Source organism: Planococcus salinus, from assembly GCF_003719725.1.
Lineage (GTDB): Bacteria > Bacillota > Bacilli > Bacillales_A > Planococcaceae > Planococcus > Planococcus salinus.
The window spans coordinates 227,941-246,618 of the sequence record NZ_RIAX01000002.1; the positions used below are offsets into that span (position 1 = coordinate 227,941).

Genomic DNA, 18,678 nt, shown 5'->3' on the forward strand with positions numbered 1-18,678 from the left:
TGTTTTGTAAACCCGTTCCTTACTGGAAGAAACGGGATAAATCACCATGTCTTGGTTCTCTGCCGGGCCTATTGTTCAGAAGTCTCTCATCCCGTATAATTCGGCGCAGTTCGGCATCGCTCAAGGTTTTCGGCTCCGCCTTTTCATTTTCTGGCATTTCTTTCAAGCCATAGATCTGTTTGATCCCTGCAATATTGAGACCTTGTTCCAGGTACCCTTTGATATCCAATAAGGTATCCACATCGTTTAACGAAAACATCCGCTTGTTTCCTTCTGTGCGGGCAGGGCGGATCAACTCGTGTTCTTCATAATAGCGAATTTGACGAGCAGTCAATTCCGTCAGCTGCATAACGATACTGATCGGAAGCAGCGGCATCGTCCGGCGAACTCGGTTTGTCATTTGTTTCACCCTTTTCACTGATTACTACTCTTTCAGTGTAATTCATGTAATATAACTTGTCAAGTAAACGTTATATTTCCTTACATAAAAAAATCCTGCATGAAATCATGCAGGAGCGGCGTTACACTAATTCTTTTTTCTTTAACTCTTCCACTGATTTAAGAACCGCGATCTTTACATGTTCATATGTCAAACCGCCTTGGACATAAGCTGTATAAGGGGGACGAATCGGGCCATCGGCTGTCAGTTCGATGCTTGATCCCTGGACAAACGTACCTGCAGCCATGATGACATCGTCTTCGTATCCCGGCATATAGGCCGGTTCCGGCATGAACTGCGCATTGACCGGAGAATTGGCTTGTATCGTTTGGCAAAAAGCAATCATTTGCTCAGGGGTTTCAAAAGAAACGGATTGAATCAGATCCGTTCGCGCATCGGCATAATGAGGGCTTGTTTTCATTCCGATCGATTCCAGCAGAGCTGACGTAAAAACTGCGCCTTTCAACGCTTGAGCGACTGTATGTGGAGCCATAAAAAATCCTTGGTACATATCTCCGAGTGTATTTAATGAAGCACCCGCTTCACTTCCTATACCCGGAGAAGTCATCCGGTAAGCGCATTTTTTTACAAATTCTTTTTTTCCGGCAATATAACCACCAATTTTCGCAAGGCCGCCACCCGGATTTTTGATCAATGATCCGGCGATGAGGTCCGCCCCAACTTCGATCGGCTCCTGCTCTTCTACAAATTCTCCATAGCAATTGTCGACAAAAATCACTGCATCTTGTTTCACTTTTCTTATTTCCTTTACCATTTCGCCAATCTCTTCGACAGTAAAAGAGGGCCGGTTGTCATAGCCGCGTGAACGTTGGATGGCAACCATTTTTGTCTGGCCATGGATCGCTCCTCTGACGGCTTTCCAGTCAATGCCGTTCGTTTCCGTTAAATCGATGTGGCGGTATCCGATATTGAAATCCTTCAAGGAACCACTGTCTTCTTCTCCTCCTCCAGATACTATCGAATCCAGCGTATCGTAAGGTTTTCCCGTTATATACAGCAGCTCATCGCCGGGACGCAGAATTCCAAACAGTGAGATGGTAATGGCATGAGTGCCGGAAATGATCTGAGGACGCACAAGAGCAGCTTCCGCTTTGAAGACATCCGCATACACTTTTTCTAAAGTATCTCTTCCTTCGTCATCATATCCATACCCCGAAGAAGGATGAAAATGATGGTCGCTGACTTTCTGCCGATGAAAAGCCGCCAATACTTTTTGCTGATTCTGAAACGCAGTATCGTCTGCTTTTTGCAATTGCGGCTGAATAAGTTGTTCGATCGCTTTTACATTTGTAAGCATGGTATTCTCCTTTAATTGATAGTTACTTTCCCATTATGACGCTAAGTTTGAAAACGCGTCAAATTCTGCTACAATTCATAGAGTTGAATTTTTGGGGAGGATGCAAAAAGTGGCGTGGGAAGTATTGAGTGCGATTGGCACAATTGCATTTGCGGTATCGGGAGCAATTATCGCAATGGAAGAAGAATATGATATTTTCGGAGTTTATCTACTCGGTGTGGTCACTGCTTTTGGCGGAGGCGCTATCCGGAATTTATTGATCGGTGTACCTGTATCGGCACTGTGGGAGCAGGAAATGATGTTTCAGTTGGCGTTGATTGCCATAACAGTCGTTTTTCTGTTTCCACATCGCCTTCTGGGCCATTGGAATCGGTGGGGGCATTTTTTTGATGCCATCGGCTTGTCCGCATTTGCTGTACAGGGAGCCATGTATGCTGTGGAATTGGAACTGCCGGTATATGCTGTAGTTGTGGCAGCCGTTTTGACCGGTTCAGGCGGCGGGATGGTCCGTGACATTCTGGCGGGCAGAAAACCGCTTGTTTTAAGAGCCGAAATCTACGCTGTTTGGGCAGCGGTTGCCGGTTTGCTGATCGGTTTTGATATCGTCCGGACAGATACCCTGCTCTATATTTTGTTTGTTACCATCACTGTGCTGCGCATTTTATCTTATACATTCAAATGGAGATTGCCGGCAAGGAAAATATTATCTTCATAAACAAGACCGCCCGGCTGTCGCAGCCGGACGGTCTTGTCCTGTCTTACGCGATGGTTTCGCCCTTCCAGGCAGTCATCCCGTATTCAACGTTCACACATTTAACTCCGTTGCCTTCCAAAATTTCGCATGCCATCGCACTGCGGCGGCCACCTCTGCAAACCATGTAATATTCTTGGTCTGCATCCAACTCATCCACACGGTCCGCCACTTCTCCAAGAGGAATGTGTTTGGCACCGGGAATCATGCCCGCTGCCACTTCCTCGTCTTCACGGACATCAATAATATTCAAGTCTTCTCCTGCTTCTATCCGTTGTTGCAGTTCATCAGGTGTTATGCTGTTCATAACCATCCTCCATCTGTAAGATTTGTCATTCATCTAAAAATGTTATCTTTCGCGTCAATCACTGTCAATGGAAAAACCGGTCCGCAAGCTGACGGCCGGTTCCAGGAATTACTCTTCGTGTTCAATGGCTACAGGTTTAGCAGGAGAAAATGTGGAAATTGCATGTTTGTAAATAAGTTGCTGCTTGCCGTCTGTTTCTACCAGCACCGTAAAATTGTCATAAGACTTGATAGTCCCTTTCAACTGAAAACCATTCAGTAAAAAGACGGTGACATAAATATTGTTTTTACGCAGCTGATTCAGGTAAAGGTCCTGGATGTTTACTGGTTTCATCATCTTCCCCCTTCTCTCTCTCGTTCTTTTTTTTGTTCCATCAATAGCTCAATTCGACGAGTACGGTTATTCTCCTGCATAAAGTCTGCAATTTCCTGAATGTTTTTTTCCATTTCCTGTGTGACATCAATCCAAAAAATCGGCAATTTGTTTTTAAAATAAGTGAATTGCCTTTTGGCATATTTCCGGGAATTCTGTTTAAGTTGTGCAACCGCCGTTTCCAACGAAATGCTCCCCTCCAAGTATGCCTGCAGTTCCCGGTAGCCGATTGCCTGCATGGATTGAGCTGAGTGGATGCCTTGGTTGCGCAAAGTCTTTACTTCCTCCAGCAACCCTTCTTCCATCATCAGGTCAACTCGTTGGTTAATCCGTTCATATAAAAGTTTTCTTGGGATGTCCAAGCCTACAATCACTTCGTTATACAGTGGTTCAAGAGCTCGATTCCGTTCCGTCTTCTGTTGACCGCTCATTGCAATTTCAATTGCCCGGATGACCCGTCTCGTGTTATTGGGATGAATATCTGCTTCGGGATCCAGCTGCAGCAATTTTCCATGCATGTGCTGTGGTCCATGCAGCTTGAGTTCTTCATACAGAGCAGATCTTAGCTTTTCATCGACTTGCTGCTCGGCAAACCGGTAGTCAAAAAGTACCGCCTGCACGTAGAGCCCTGTCCCTCCGACAATGATCGGCAGCTTGCCTCTGGCGTTGATTTCTTCGATTTTTTCCCGCACTAGGCTTTGGTATTCCGCTACTGAAAAAGATTCATCCGGATCTTTGATATCCAACAGATGATGGGGAACCCCCTTCATTTCTTCTGGTTTTATTTTTGCTGTGCCAATCGACAATCCACGATACACCTGCATGGAATCCCCATTGATGATTTCCCCGTCGAAATACTTTGCCAGTTCAAGGCTCAGAGCGGTTTTTCCAGATGCGGTTGGACCCACAATTGCCAGCACATCAATCATCTTGGGCCATCCATTCCGCAAAAGTGTGGAAATGCTTGTATTTGTTTTTTTCATGGAGCAATTCATGCCTGCCATCTTCCGCCAAATACACCATCACATTGGTCATGCCCGCCTTCTGATATTGACGGGCAGAACTGAACACTCCTTTGCCATTGTTTCCTACAGGATCCCGTGCTCCGCTGATCAAAAGAACAGGCAAATCTTTGCGTATTTTATCAATTTCCTCCTTTTTGTGGATCACTTCAAGCCCTTCCAATAAATCCACATAAAACTGAGTAGTCGAAGCAAAACCGCTCATCGGATCTTTTTCATATTTTTCAACTTCTTTTTTGTCGCTTGTGAGCCAGGCGAATTTAGACCCTTCGTCTTTGAATTCCCGGATAAAACCGCCAACTGTCAAAGCTCCCAGCAAAGGGCTTTGTACATCTTTTCCTTTCACTTTCGAAAGCATGGAAGCCAGTGCCAGACCGGCCTTCCCTTCAACACCTGGAGCGCCTCTGGTGCCGGATAACAGGACTCGGCACAGCTCTCTACGGGAACTGTTCAATTGGATATAGCGACGCGCGATAAATGACCCCATGCTATGGCCCAACAATACCATCGGGAGGTTACCGACACGGCTTCTTATATTGGTTATAACGTGTTCGGCATCTTCCACTACCTGCTCAAAGCCGTTTTGTTCAGAAAAAAATCCTTTTACGCCGTTTCTTTCAGCCGTTCTTCCATGGCCACGGTGATCATGGCCGGATACTACAAATCCCTGTTTGGCCAAGAAACGTGCAAATTCCTCATAACGACCGATGTGTTCAGCCATGCCATGCAGTATATGAACATGTTTTTGGGGGTTCCGGGGTTCATACACTTCGTAATATATTTCATGATCATCTGAAGTTCGGATAAAATCCCTGGTGACCTTCAATCGAAAACCTCCTATCCATATGTGCAAGATTACTTAAAGTGACGCGTTGCTGCCACCGCTTTCTTCCAGCCACCGTAAAGTTCATCTGTTGTCGCTTTCTCCATTTGGGGACTGTACTCTTTCTGGACCGACGACAGATTGCAGACGTCCTCGATGCTGTTCCAAAACCCTGTAGCCAAGCCGGCCAAAAAAGCGGCACCTAATGCCGTCGTCTCATTCAAGCGGGCAAGCTCCACATTTTTTTGCAGGATATCGCTTTGGAACTGCATGAGAAAATCGTTGCTTACTGCTCCTCCGTCTGCCCGGAGCATATCGATTTCAATTCCTGAATCCTGTTCCATGCAATCCAGGACATCTTTTGTTTGGTATGCGAGCGATTCCAGCGTGGCACGGACAAAATGTTCTTTTTCTGTGCCGCGTGTCAATCCAAAAATAGCGCCTCTCGCATCTGAATCCCAATAAGGCGTACCCAGTCCTACAAAAGCAGGCACCACGTAGACGCCATCGGTCGACGGCACCCGCTTAGCGTAGGTTTCGGAGTCCGCTGCAGTTTTCAGCATGCGTAAACCGTCGCGCAGCCACTGGACTGCCGATCCTGCTACAAAAACACTGCCTTCCAATGCGTAGGAAACTTTGCCGTCAATTCCCCAGGCAATGGTAGTCAGCAGGCCATTGCTTGATTTAACTGCTTTCTCTCCTGTATTCATCAGCAGAAAACAGCCCGTGCCATATGTATTCTTGGCCATTCCCTTTTCCGTGCAGTTTTGTCCAAACAAGGCGGCTTGCTGATCGCCGGCAATTCCCGCGATGGGAATCTCCTGACCGAAAAATGTGCTTTTGTCAGTTTTGCCGTAAATTTCAGAAGACGATTTGACTTCCGGCAGCATAGCCATGGGAACCTGCAGCATTTCACAGATTTCTGCGTCCCATTGCAACTCAAAAATATTGTACAGCAAGGTTCTGGAAGCATTGGTGTAGTCGGTCACATGTACTTTGCCGGCCGTCAGGTTCCAGATCAGCCAGGAATCCACCGTACCGAACAGCAATTCTCCGTTTTCCGCCTGCTCTCTTGCCCCTTCCACCTGATCCAGTATCCACTTTACTTTCGTGCCTGAAAAATAAGGGTCAAGAAGAAGACCGGTCTTATCCTGGAACCACTGCTCCAAGTTCTGCCGTTTCAATTCGTTTACGATTGGCTGGGTTTGTCTGGATTGCCAAACAATAGCCGGGTATATCGGTTTGCCGGTATGCCTGTTCCAGACAATCGTCGTTTCCCGCTGATTGGTAATGCCGATGGAATCGATCTGTGTCTCTTTTGTCCCGCTTTCAGTCAGCACAGCAGCGATCACCGACAATACCGAGCCCCAAATTTCACTTGGATTGTGTTCAACCCATCCTGATTGGGGATAGAACTGCTTGAACTCACTTTGCGCCGAATGAATCAATTCCCCTTGTTTATTAAACAAAACGGCACGTGAACTGGTGGTTCCTTGATCGATGGATAATACATATTTCTCCATTTCATCACCCCTTCAACTGTTACATAACCCGCTTGAACATTTTTTCAACATCGTAAGTTGTGAAATGAATGATCACTGGACGGCCATGAGGACAAGTAAACGGCTGCTCTGCTTTTTTCAAATCTGCCAGCAGTCGTTCCATCTCATGCTTTTGCAAATAATGATTGGCTTTGATCGAACGTTTGCAGCTCATCATGATTGCCGCTTCCTCACGCAGTTTTTTGACATCCGCTTTTTTGTCGTTCAGTACCTGCTCAATCAGATCTTCCACGATTTCCTGTTCAAACCCTTTCGGAAACCAGGTCGGGTGTTCCCTGACAATAAACGATGCATCGCCGAACTCTTCCAGGAACACACCACTGTCTGCCAGTACAGACAATGATTCTTTCAGGCGCAAGGCTTCATCCCGGCTGTAATGGAACGTCAATGGCAAAAGCAGCGACTGGCGTTCCCCTGGATCGGCTTCTCCCACCTTTTCCCTGAAATACTCATATTTAATCCGCTCTTGTGCGGCGTGCTGATCGATCAGATAAAACCCGTCATGGCTTTGCGCCACGATATAAGTGCCGTGAATTTGTCCCACCACTTCAAGTTCAGGAAATTGCTCACTGGGCTCTTCTTCCGGAATCCCGACATTTTCTGGTTCCATGGCCTGCTCTTCCGTCCATCGCTTTCTTCTGCCCACATCCGGTTCCGGCGTCTCGGGCTCTGGACGCCGTGAAGGTTCGTTGAGATCAAGCGGTTCGTTGGTCGTCTTCCGAAATGGCTCCGCCACAGGTTCGGCTTGCTCCTGGACCATGGTTGAAGTTTTCCATAAATCCAATTGCCGCGTCGGCGCCTGCTTTTTCGGTTTCGGCTTTTCAATTACCGGAGCGCGGACCGCTGATCTGATGGCTCGACGGATTGTGTCGTGAATCAGTTCCATCAATTCCTTTTCCTTACTCAAACGGATCTGCTGCTTGGCAGGATGAACGTTGACATCTGTCAGGTAAGGATCTCCTTCGATGTTCAATACGACAATCGGCTGCCGTTCCAACGGCAGAAAAGTGTGATAAGCTTTGTGCACCGTATTGGCGATAGCGTAATGTTTGACCCAGCGTCCATTGACGAACAGCGAGATATAGTTTTTATTGGCTCGCGTGATTTCCGGCAATGAAGCAAACCCTGTCACTCTGTAGTCATGTGACTGACCGTCAAATGGAACCATCTTTTTGGCGATGGAAACGCCGTAAATGTCCGCCAATACACGCTGGATTTCCCCGCTTCCCGACGTGTGCAGGATCGTTTTGCCTTCATGGGACAATTTGAATGAAATCTGTGGGTAACTCAGCGCAAACCGATTCATCAAATCGATGCTGTGGCCAAGTTCCGTCTGCAGGGTCTTCATATACTTCAAGCGAGCCGGTGTATTGAAGAACAGTTGGTCGATGGTGATATCCGTCCCTTTCCGCAAAGAACCGGCCCGGTGTTCCACCAATCGGCCACCTTCCATTTGAACGAATGTACCGGTTTCACCATCAGAAGTTTGTAATGTCACTTTTGAAACGGAAGCGATACTGGCAAGCGCTTCTCCCCTGAAACCGAGTGTCCGTATACGGAACAGGTCATGCTCATTGGCAATTTTACTGGTGGCATGCCGTGAGAAGGAAAGCAGCGCGTCATCGGCATCCATGCCGTTTCCATTGTCGACCACTTGGATAGTAGTTAAACCCGCTTCTTTCAGTAACACTTCCACCATTGTGCTGCCGGCATCGACAGCATTTTCAACGAGTTCTTTGACGACGGATGTCGGCCGTTCGACCACTTCACCCGCCGCAATCTTATTGGATAAAGGTTCATCCATCAAATGGATTTTACCCATCGTCTCACTCCCTGTCGGTTAACTTGTTTTGTAAATCGTTTATCATCTGAAGCGCCTGGAGCGGTGTCATTTCGGACACCCGAGCCTCCGATATGGCCTGCAGCACTTCATCCTGGCCGGAGTCCCGGCTGTCAAAAAACGACAGTTGTTCCACTTGATTCGACGGTTGCTTCTTATTCTTTTCAAACGTTTTCAATAATTCTCTTGCACGGCTTAAAATCGGCTGAGGCAAATTTGCCAGTTCTGCCACATGGACGCCGTAACTTTTATCAGCAGGCCCTTTTTTCACTTTGTGAAGAAAAACCACTTTGCCGGATTGCTCCATCGCTGCCACATGGACATTGCTCAATTTATTCAACGATTGCTCAAGCGTTGTCAATTCATGGTAATGAGTCGAAAACAAAGTGTTGGCACCGATATGTTCATGGATGTATTCAATCATCGACTGGGCAAGGGCCATCCCGTCGTATGTAGATGTTCCCCGCCCAATTTCATCAAACAGCAGCAGACTCCGCTCTGTCGCATGTGTAATGGCGTATTGTGACTCGAGCATTTCTACCATAAATGTACTTTGGCCGGATACCAGGTCATCCGCCGCTCCGATGCGCGTGAAAATCTGATCAACAATCGGCAAATTCGCCGATTCGGCAGGTACATAACTGCCGATCTGAGCCAGCACGATGGTCAATGCCACCTGCCTCATATAGGTGCTTTTTCCTGACATGTTCGGTCCGGTGATCAGCAGCATATTGTGTTCATCCGTCAGCACACAGTCGTTCGGAACGTAATGTTGTTTGTTGAGCATTTTTTCAACCACAGGATGGCGGCCCTCAATAATGGCGATTTCCGTCGAATCGTTAAAATCCGGTTTGACGAACCGGTACTTCTCCGCCACGTTTGAAAAGCTCATCAGCACATCCAATTCACTCAACGTAGAAGCGAGCTTTTGAATGCGGTTGATGTATTGTTTGACTTGTTCCCTTATTTCCACAAATAATTCATACTCAAGCGTCAGGCTTTGTTCTTCCGCCGTCAGAATCAGTGCTTCTTTTTCTTTCAGTTCCGGCGTGATATAGCGCTCAGCATTAGCCAGCGTCTGTTTCCGCTCATAACGATCCAGGTCGGCCAAATGCATATTCGCTTTCGATACTTCGATGTAATAGCCGAAAATGCGGTTATAGCCAATCTTCAAAGACTTGATGCCTGTTTTTTGCCGCTCCTGCTGTTCGAGCTGGGCAATCCAGTCTTTGCCGTTCCGTGAGGCATACCGGTATTCATCGAGCTGTTCATGATAGCCATCACGGATGACGCCGCCTTCTTTTGAAGACAATGGCGGATTATCACTGATTGCTTCCAGCAAGCTGCAGACTTCTCCACAGCGGTCAAGTTTGCTGCTGAATGTTTCCAGGGTACCGTTTCCGGCACTGCTGAGCCCTTCAATAATGGAAGGCACTTTTTCCAACGAACTGCGCAACTGTGCCAAATCGCGGCCACTGGCGCTGCCGAACGCAATCCGTCCGGACAACCGCTCCAAGTCGTAGACCTCTTTCAGCAGATCCTGAAGATCCGCGCGGACGAAATACTGGTCAATCAACGCTTCCACCATGTGCTGCCGTTTCTCAATCATCCATTTATTGGCCAGCGGCTGATGCAGCCATTGTTTGAGCTTGCGGCTTCCCATTGCCGTCACCGTTTCATCCAACAGCCACAAAAGCGTGCCTTTCGTTTCGCCGCCACGGATTGACTCAAGCAGCTCAAGATTTCGCTTGGAATGGAAATCGATGGTCAGCAATTGCCCGTTTTCATTATAGGAAAAAGCCTGTATATGGTGAAGCGACTGCTTTTGCGTCCTTGCGATGTAAGCCAGCAGACGCTGCCCGCTCATCTTCAATTCTTCTGGACATTCAGCCAGAAGTGTTTCGTTTTCATCAAAAGCAAAGTCCATCGGCTCAATCGACAATACCAGGTCCTGCGCCGTTTCGTTCAGCAATAAATACAACTGCTCAGAAACGACAAGTTCTTTGATATTGAGCGACTGCAACTCCTGCAGCAGCGATTTCTCCGCTCCTGCTATGTAAGTGGAAGACGCTTCTCCGGTACTGATGTCCACATAGGATAAGGCAAAGCCATCGTCCAGCTGTTCGGCAGCAGCGAGAAAATGATTGGATTTGGAGTCGATGCTTTTTCCTTCCGTATGGGTTCCCGGAGTGATCAGGCGGACAACTTCCCTTTTCACGACCCCTTTGGTCATTTTCGGGTCTTCGACCTGCTCACAGATGGCCACTTTGTTGCCTTTCATGATGAGCTGATCAATGTAATTTTGCGCTGCGTGATGCGGCACACCGCACATTGGAATCCGCTCATCGCCGTTTCCGCCGCGGCTGGTCAACGTAATCTCCAGCAACTGCGATGCTTTTAACGCATCTTCATAGAACATTTCATAAAAATCTCCAAGACGGAAAAATAGAAACGCATCCTGGTAATCGGATTTCACTTGTAAATATTGTTGAATCATTGGTGTAGGAGCCATTTTTTAACCTCTTTCAGATCATTACTTTATTTCTCCATTATAACAAACATCCGGGGGGAAAAGAAAAAACTGAAAGAGCACAGGCTCTTCCAGTTTTACTTAATCTTGCCGTAATTGGTGCTGCGGACTTTCGATCCTGTTTCGCCGCGCAGCAAATCGCCGCCAGTCGTCTCGATGATCTGGTTTGTCACTTGGTTGGCGATCGTTGTGGAAACCATTTGAAGCAGGGCATTGACATCTGCCTGAGATTGCTTGAATTCCTGGACAATCGGCACATTGTCGATTTCTTCTTCGATTTTCTGGATTTTCTTTTCAATCAGTTCCAGTGCACGTTCTTTGCCGTAATGCTGGAAGTTGACTGCTTGTTTTTGAAGGCTTTTCAAGCTTGCAATTTTTTCGCGGATTTGTTGATTTTCATTGATTTGAGCTTCGGCCCGCTTAAAGAAATCCACTTCTTCTGTTTCCGCGATCATGTTCGCCACTTCACGGGATTTCGCGATGATTTCATCTTTTGTATACGTCATTTGTTAGACACCCACTTCTTGGCCTGATACGACTTCGAGCAATTCGCCGTTCAATGACCATGTTTTAGTTGTTGTGATTTTCACTTTCGCCAATTTGCCGATAATCGATTTCGGACCGACAAAGTTGACGAGTTTGTTTTTCGCCGTATAACCGGACAGCACATCCGGATTTTTCTTACTTTCCCCTTCGACCAGGACTTCCACGATTTTGCCGTCGTAGGCTTTCATCGCTTCTGCTGCGTACTCATTGACGAGGGCGTTCAAACGCTGAAGGCGCTCTTTCTTCACTTCCATCGGAACATTGTCGACCATTTTGGCAGCCGGTGTTCCCTCGCGGGGTGAATAGATATACGTAAAGGCCATTTCAAAACCGATTTCTTTATACAATGACAGAGTTTCCTCGAATTGTTCGTCCGTTTCATTCGGAAAACCGACAATAATATCCGTGGTCAGTGACACGTTCGGAATCGCTTCCCGGATTTTCCGGACCAATTCGATATAATGTTCACGTGAGTATTTGCGTGCCATGATCTTCAGCATGCTTGTCGACCCGGACTGGACAGGCAAATGGATGTGATCGACCAGATTGCCGCCTTTTGCGAGCACTTCGATCAAGTGATCATCAAAATCACGCGGATGGCTCGTGGTGAAACGGATTCTCGGCAAGTCGATGCTGCGCAGATCATCCATCAAATCGCCAAGACGGTAAGTGATGTCGTCAAAGTCTTTGCCGTAGGCATTGACATTCTGTCCGAGCAACGTCACTTCCTTATAACCCTGTGCCGCCAAATGGCGTACTTCCTGAATGATATCTTCCGGACGGCGCGAACGTTCTTTGCCGCGCGTATAGGGCACGATGCAATACGTGCAGAATTTATCGCAGCCGTACATGATGTTGACCCATGCTTTGATCTGGCCTTTTCGCACCTTCGGCAGGTTTTCGATGACATCGCCTTCTTTGGACCAGACATCGACGACCATTTCTTTCGACATATAGGCTTCATTCAGTATTTCCGGCAACCGGTGAATGTTGTGTGTACCGAAAATCATATCCACCTGATCATAGGTCTTCAGAATCTTGTTGACGACGGATTCTTCCTGGGACATACAGCCGCAGACACCGATCAGCAGATCCGGCTTTTCCAACTTCAGCGGTTTCAAGTGCCCAAGTTCCCCGAACACTTTGTTCTCTGCATTTTCACGGATGGCGCATGTGTTCAGCAAAATTACATCAGCATCGTTTACAGAGTCGGTGATGTCGTATCCGAGTTCCATAAAAATACCGGCCATCACTTCCGTATCATGTTCGTTCATCTGGCAACCGTATGTGCGTATGTAAAACTTACGCCCGGCTCCCAGATTCTCAAACCGCGGATCAATCTTGAAATTATCAAAATACGAGACTTCTTCTTTGCCCCGTTTTTTCGCATCTTTTAAAGACGGTGGTGTATAGACACTTTGAAAGTACTGGCTGTAATCCTTTTCGGGCTTTTTTTCCGATGGAGAGGCCTTTACTTGGCTTGACTGTAATCGCTGTTCTTCATTCACGAAAAAAACTCCTTTCAATCAATACCTTATTATACTGAATAATCGCTTCCCACTACAAGGAGAGTGTGCTAATTGTCGATGAATCGACACCTTCATCAGTTCTGGAAAGGATAATCTTCGTTGATATAGATACGTTCATACGAAGTGGCTTTTCCGGTTTGGTCATCCACTTCAGTGAAAAAACCGCTGACGACAGAACGCCCCCGCTTCGGTACTTCAAAACGCGTCGGCATATTGGTTTTAAAACGGTACAGCACCGATTCTTTTGCCATCCCCAGAATCTCATCGTATGGACCGGTCATACCGACATCCGAGATATAGGCAGTTCCGTTCGGCAATATCCGCGCATCCGCTGTCTGCACATGCGTATGTGTTCCGACGACAGCCGATGCCCGTCCATCCAGATGCCAGCCCATGGCGATTTTTTCACTGGTCGCTTCTGCATGAAAGTCGACAAATACCAACGGTGAAATCGCTTTGGCTTCTTCCAGTAACTCATCCGCCTTTTGGAACGGATCCTCATGGGGCGGCAAAAAGACGCGGCCATGCAAATTGATCACCGACAACGTCTGTCCGTTCTTGGTAATGGTGGCCATACCGCGTCCTGGGGCTTCTTCGGAAAAGTTGGCAGGCCGTATCAGATAATCGACTTCATCAATAAAATCAAATATCTCTTTTTGATCCCACGTATGATTGCCCATCGTAATCATGTCGACTCCCATGAACAGCAAGTCCTGATAAATGGCTTTCGTGATTCCTCTTCCGGCTGCTGCATTTTCACCATTGGCAATCACCACATCCGGCGAATATTTTCGTTTCAGCCGTGGCAAATACGACTCCAATGCTTCCCGGCCGATGGATCCAACGATATCTCCAATAAATAAAATCTTCATATAATCACCTTTTTCCATAAGAAAAAGGCTTCTTTGAATAGACATTCATCGAAGCCTTCCTCTTATTATTTTGCGTATTCAACTGCTCTCGTTTCTCTGATAACCGTCACTTTGATATGTCCAGGATAATCGAGCTCTTCTTCGATCCGTTTCCGGATATCTCGAGCGAGGCGATGAGCCGTCATATCATCAATCTGTTCCGGCCTTACCATAATGCGGATTTCACGTCCTGCTTGAATGGCGAATGATTTCTCAACGCCTTCATATGATTCGGAAATCTCTTCGAGTTTTTCCAAACGGCGAATGTAGTTTTCCAGCGTCTCGCTTCTGGCACCAGGGCGTGCTGCCGATAAAGCATCTGCAGCAGCGACAATAACAGAAATGATGGAAGTCGCTTCTGTATCCCCATGGTGGGAAGCAATACTGTTGATGACGACAGGATGTTCTTTGTATTTCGTTCCAAGCTCAACACCGATTTCGACGTGGCTTCCTTCCACTTCATGATCAATCGCTTTACCGATATCATGAAGAAGTCCAGCGCGTCTGGCGAGTGTGACATCTTCGCCCAGTTCTGCAGCCATCAGGCCGGAAAGGAATGCCACTTCCGTTGAGTGCTTCAGAACGTTTTGTCCGTAACTTGTACGGTAGCGGAGTCTTCCCAAAATTTTGATCAAGTCAGGATGGAGGTTATGTACACCTACGTCAAATGTGGTTTGTTCCCCAATTTCACGAATTTGTTCATCGACTTCCCGTCTTGACTTCTCAACCATTTCTTCGATCCGCGCCGGATGGATACGGCCGTCAGATACCAGTTTCTCCAAAGCCAATCTGGCTGTTTCACGACGGATCGGATCAAAACCTGACAGAATTACCGCTTCCGGTGTATCATCGATGATCAAATCGATACCGGTCAGCGTTTCAAGTGTCCGGATATTGCGTCCTTCCCGTCCGATAATTCGCCCTTTCATCTCGTCATTTGGCAAATTGACCACAGAAACAGTGGTTTCTGCTACATGGTCAGCTGCAAATCGCTGCATCGCCAAGGATAAGATGTTTTTCGCTTTTTTGTCGGATTCTTCTTTTGCCCGCGCTTCCGTATCTTTGATCATTGCAGCAATATCGGTTGAAAGTTCGCTTTCAACTTGCTGCAAAATAATCGTCTTCGCTTCTTCGCGGGTCAAAGAGGAAATACGTTCCATTTCGGACTGCTGTTTTGCGACTAACTCTTCAGCTTTGCGTTCCATCTGTTCAATATGCTGTTGTTTTTCGGCGAGCGCTTCATCTTTACGCTCCAAACTCGCCTCTCTTTTGTTTAATGCATCATCCTTGCGATCCAAATTTTCTTCTCTCTGCAACAACCGATTCTCTTGTTTTTGAAGTTCTCCTCGGCGTTCCCGAATTTCAGATTCTGTTTCAGTACGCAATTTATGATTTTCGTCTTTCGCTTCCAATAAGGCTTCTTTTTTCAGTGCTTCGGCTTCCCTCTTCGCATCTTCTATAATCTGCTCTGCAGAACCTTTGGCACCCGCCATTTTGGAATCGTTTACTCTTTTTAATGCATAATACCCAACAAACACACCAACGATGACACCAAGCAAAGCGAAGATGAACTCGGTAATACCCATTCGGACACCTCCTCTTGCTATTCGTAATTTCCCCATTTTCAAAAGTTGAATAATTAAAACAATTGCACACATCAAGCGTTTAAAAATTAGTAAATTATACAATTTCAATTGTATAGATGGACTTAAATTGTGTCAACCCATTAAGAAAAGCGGAAGCGGCCGTGTAGCCCCGACAAGCGCTGGAAGCCTTGCAGGTGATGGCGTTATTGGCCATCGGCTGCAAGGCTGAAGCGACCTCGAGGGGCTGGCCGCTGGAGTCTGGACAGTAAGAAAAGCGCAAGCGGCCGTATAGGCTTGACGGGCATAAGACGAACCAGCGAAGTGGCGCTCTCTGTCACACAGCTGGGTTGGCTTATGACCCGAGAGCCTGGCCGCTGGAGTCTGGACATTTAAGAAAAGCGCAAGCGGCCGTATAGGCTTGACGGGCATAAGACGAACCAGCGAAGTGGCGCTTTCTGTCACACAGCTGGGTTGGCTTATGACCCGAGAGCCTGGCCGCTGGAGTCTGGACATTTAAGAAAAGCGCAAGCGGCCGTTGAACTATGACCGATGTAAGGCAGAGCATCAAAAAGAAAGAGCCGATCAGCTTCTGCTTCACGGCTCTTTCAACTAGCCATCCGGCTTTTGGCCAGATTTCTCTTTTATTCTTCGTCAATCAGCAGATTGAACTCTTCTTCCTCTGCTTCCGGTTGAGGCGCCGCAACGGAATAAGAAGCGGCAGCCATGCCGTAGTGTTCACGGATTTTCGCTGCAATGTCATTGCGGATGTTTTCGTTTTCTCTCAGGAACTGCTTGGCATTTTCACGGCCTTGCCCTACGCGCTCCCCATTATAGGAATACCAGGAACCGCTTTTTTCAATGATATCCAGTTCTGCACCGAGGTCCACAATCTCACCTTCGCGGGAAATCCCTTGACCGTACATAATATCCACTTCCGCTGTACGGAAAGGTGGCGCCACTTTGTTCTTGACGATTTTGATTTTTGTTCTGTTTCCGATGATGTCAGTTCCTGACTTCAACGCTTCCGCTCGTCTTACTTCCAAACGGACAGACGAATAGAATTTCAGCGCACGACCGCCTGGTGTGGTTTCCGGATTACCGAACATCACACCGATTTTTTCACGGACCTGATTGATGAAAATAACAATCGTATTCGATTTGTTGATGACACCAGATAACTTCCGAAGGGCTTGTGACATTAAACGCGCCTGCAATCCCATGTGGGAATCGCCCATTTCCCCTTCAATCTCTGCTTTTGGCACAAGCGCTGCAACAGAGTCGACGACCACGATGTCAATGGCACCGCTTCGCACCAAAGCTTCAGCGATTTCAAGTGCCTGCTCACCGGTATCCGGCTGTGACAGCAATAATTCATCAATGTTAACGCCCAGATTCTTGGCATAGACAGGGTCCAGTGCATGCTCCGCATCGATGAACGCTGCAGTGCCGCCCGTCGCCTGCACTTCAGCAATTGCATGAAGTGAAACAGTCGTTTTACCTGAGCTTTCCGGTCCATATACTTCGATTACACGGCCACGCGGATAGCCGCCTATCCCAAGTGCCGAGTCAAGTGCCAGTGAACCACTGGAAATAGATGATATATTGCGGTCGGTATTTTCCCCCAATTTCATGACAGAACCTTTACCGAATTGCTTTTCAATTTGTTTTAGCGCCATGTCCAACGCTGCTTTACGATCGCTCAAAAGAAATCCTCCTCTAGATAAATCCATTTTTTCTACCTGTCTCTACTATACTCGCTTTTTGAGAAATATACAAGAAAAAAGCGAACGTTTATTCGTGTTCGCATCAGAAAAATGATTTTTAGATGGTCTATGTTGAGCAAAATGAAAGTTTGAGCCGAAAAAACGCGCAAAATTAAATTTTGCGCGCGTTGTAATCCGTCAGTGTTCGTATGACATAATACAATGCCAGTTTCACCGCTCTCAGACGGTTGGTGTTTCTCATGCCCGACAATTGAAGCTGATAAGCTTGCGTATCCGCTTCAGTCGCAATACCGATCCAGACGGTTCCGGCAGGCTGATCTCCATGGGCATCAGGACCGGCAGCTCCCGTTAAACTGACGCTGATATCGGTCTTGAATTTTGCTCGGACCGCTTCCGCCATGGCTTTTGCAGTTTGCTCACTGACTACTCCGTATTCGGCAAGCAGTTCAGCTGATAAACCCAGCTGGGAGATTTTCATTTCTTCATTATATGTAATCACACCACCGGAAAGCACTGCACTGGCTCCTGATACAGAAGCAAGTTCCGATTGGAACAGTCCCGCCGTCAAGCTTTCCGCAGCCGAGATTGTCTTTTCCTGCTCTTTCAGCAGTTCAATTGTTTTGGAGGCCAACGAATCATCATCATAGCCGTATAAATATTGACCGACGCGAGCCAAAATTTCTTTCTTGGATTTATCGATCAGAGTCCAGGCTTTTTCAGCCGTATCTGTTTTGGCTGTGATGCGCAATGTCACTTCTCCATCAGAAGCCAGTGGTGCAATCGTCGGATTTGTCTGCTGGTCCAGTAAATCCTGAAGGCGATCCTCCAGTTCTGCTTCTCCAATGCCATAAAAGCGGAGAACATGGGAAAGAATGACATCTTCCTTATTCAACAACCGGGCCAGTTTTGGCTTGCCTTCGAACTGAAACATCGGTTCCATTTCTTTCGGCGGCCCCGGCAGCAGCATGAACACATGGCCCTCTGTCTTATAGAGCATGCCTGGAGCCATCCCATGATGGTTGACGAGCACTTCACTGTCTTTCAGGACAAGCGCCTGTTTTTTGTTGTTGTCTGTCATGACGCGTTTCGCTTTTTTAAAATAAGCCTGGATCGATTCAAGTGCTTCACTGTCCATTTCGAGTGTGGTGCTCAAATGCCTGGCAATCGTCTCTTTTGTCAGATCATCTTTGGTCGGGCCCAATCCTCCTGTGAAAATAATCAAATCAGCCCGGTTTTCAGCAATTTCAATGGCATCTTTCAAACGGTCCGCGTTGTCTCCAACGACTGTATGGTAATAAACATTAATACCAAGTTCCGCCAAATGGTTCGACAAAAAACGGGCATTGGAATTGGTAATCTGTCCAAGTAAAATTTCGGATCCTACTGCAATGATTTCTGCGTTCATCTGTTTCCACCTC

General features: G+C 47.1%; 16 protein-coding genes. 1 reads left to right on the plus strand and 15 read right to left on the minus strand.

From position 1 onward, the window contains the following. Positions 1–19 precede the first annotated feature (19 nt). Both EEX84_RS03805 and EEX84_RS03810 read right to left on the minus strand, forming a co-directional pair. Positions 20–400, minus strand: coding sequence for a MerR family transcriptional regulator (locus EEX84_RS03805; RefSeq protein WP_123164468.1), 381 nt, complete (start codon positions 398–400; stop codon positions 20–22). A gap of 121 nt (positions 401–521) precedes the next feature. Then, a complete protein-coding gene (locus EEX84_RS03810; protein WP_123164259.1) occupies positions 522–1,757 on the minus strand; it encodes a methionine gamma-lyase family protein in 1,236 nt (411 codons plus the stop codon). A gap of 109 nt (positions 1,758–1,866) precedes the next feature. Between EEX84_RS03810 and EEX84_RS03815 the strand changes: the two genes are divergently transcribed. Beyond that, entirely contained in the window at positions 1,867–2,472 is a 606-nt protein-coding gene (locus EEX84_RS03815; RefSeq protein ID WP_123164469.1) for a trimeric intracellular cation channel family protein, read from the plus strand. 43 nt (positions 2,473–2,515) lie between these two features. Here EEX84_RS03815 and EEX84_RS03820 read toward each other — a convergent pair whose 3' ends face one another. The 13 genes from EEX84_RS03820 to EEX84_RS03885 form a co-directional block, all read right to left on the minus strand. Continuing rightward, entirely contained in the window at positions 2,516–2,815 is a 300-nt protein-coding gene (locus tag EEX84_RS03820; protein WP_123164260.1) for a rhodanese-like domain-containing protein, read from the minus strand. 108 nt (positions 2,816–2,923) lie between these two features. Next, positions 2,924–3,148 carry an RNA chaperone Hfq gene (gene hfq / locus EEX84_RS03825; RefSeq protein ID WP_123164261.1) on the minus strand — a complete coding sequence of 75 codons (225 nt, stop codon included), beginning with the start codon at positions 3,146–3,148 and terminating at the stop codon, positions 2,924–2,926. After that, complete coding sequence (gene miaA / locus EEX84_RS03830) at positions 3,148–4,116, minus strand: tRNA (adenosine(37)-N6)-dimethylallyltransferase MiaA (RefSeq protein WP_123164262.1); 969 nt, start codon at positions 4,114–4,116, stop codon at positions 3,148–3,150. The genes hfq and miaA overlap by 1 nt, the downstream gene beginning before the upstream one ends. After that, positions 4,109–5,035, minus strand: coding sequence for an alpha/beta fold hydrolase (locus EEX84_RS03835; protein ID WP_123164263.1), 927 nt, complete (start codon positions 5,033–5,035; stop codon positions 4,109–4,111). The genes miaA and EEX84_RS03835 overlap by 8 nt, the downstream gene beginning before the upstream one ends. A gap of 29 nt (positions 5,036–5,064) precedes the next feature. After that, positions 5,065–6,555, minus strand: coding sequence for a glycerol kinase GlpK (gene glpK / locus EEX84_RS03840; protein ID WP_123164264.1), 1,491 nt, complete (start codon positions 6,553–6,555; stop codon positions 5,065–5,067). A 19-nt stretch (positions 6,556–6,574) separates the two neighbouring features. After that, positions 6,575–8,416: a DNA mismatch repair endonuclease MutL gene (gene mutL / locus EEX84_RS03845; RefSeq protein WP_123164265.1), complete on the minus strand. Its 1,842-nt coding sequence runs from the start codon at positions 8,414–8,416 to the stop codon at positions 6,575–6,577. 4 nt (positions 8,417–8,420) lie between these two features. Further along, complete coding sequence (gene mutS / locus EEX84_RS03850) at positions 8,421–10,946, minus strand: DNA mismatch repair protein MutS (RefSeq protein WP_123164266.1); 2,526 nt, start codon at positions 10,944–10,946, stop codon at positions 8,421–8,423. Positions 10,947–11,041: 95 nt separating this feature from the next. Further along, complete coding sequence (locus EEX84_RS03855; protein WP_123164267.1) at positions 11,042–11,470, minus strand: YlbF/YmcA family competence regulator; 429 nt, start codon at positions 11,468–11,470, stop codon at positions 11,042–11,044. Between the two features lie 3 nt (positions 11,471–11,473). Further along, a complete protein-coding gene (gene miaB / locus EEX84_RS03860) occupies positions 11,474–13,018 on the minus strand; it encodes a tRNA (N6-isopentenyl adenosine(37)-C2)-methylthiotransferase MiaB (protein WP_123164268.1) in 1,545 nt (514 codons plus the stop codon). Positions 13,019–13,113: 95 nt separating this feature from the next. Further along, on the minus strand, positions 13,114–13,911 hold the full coding sequence (locus EEX84_RS03865; protein WP_123164470.1) for a TIGR00282 family metallophosphoesterase: 798 nt from the start codon (positions 13,909–13,911) through the stop codon (positions 13,114–13,116). Positions 13,912–13,976: 65 nt separating this feature from the next. Continuing rightward, the gene (rny, locus tag EEX84_RS03870; protein WP_123164269.1) at positions 13,977–15,536 is read right to left on the minus strand and encodes a ribonuclease Y; all 1,560 of its coding nucleotides are present in this window, start codon (positions 15,534–15,536) and stop codon (positions 13,977–13,979) included. A 641-nt stretch (positions 15,537–16,177) separates the two neighbouring features. Next, positions 16,178–17,239, minus strand: a complete 1,062-nt coding sequence (gene recA, locus EEX84_RS03880; RefSeq protein WP_123164271.1) for a recombinase RecA — start codon at positions 17,237–17,239, stop codon at positions 16,178–16,180. 172 nt (positions 17,240–17,411) lie between these two features. Further along, a complete protein-coding gene (locus EEX84_RS03885; RefSeq protein ID WP_123164272.1) occupies positions 17,412–18,665 on the minus strand; it encodes a competence/damage-inducible protein A in 1,254 nt (417 codons plus the stop codon). Positions 18,666–18,678 lie beyond the last annotated feature (13 nt).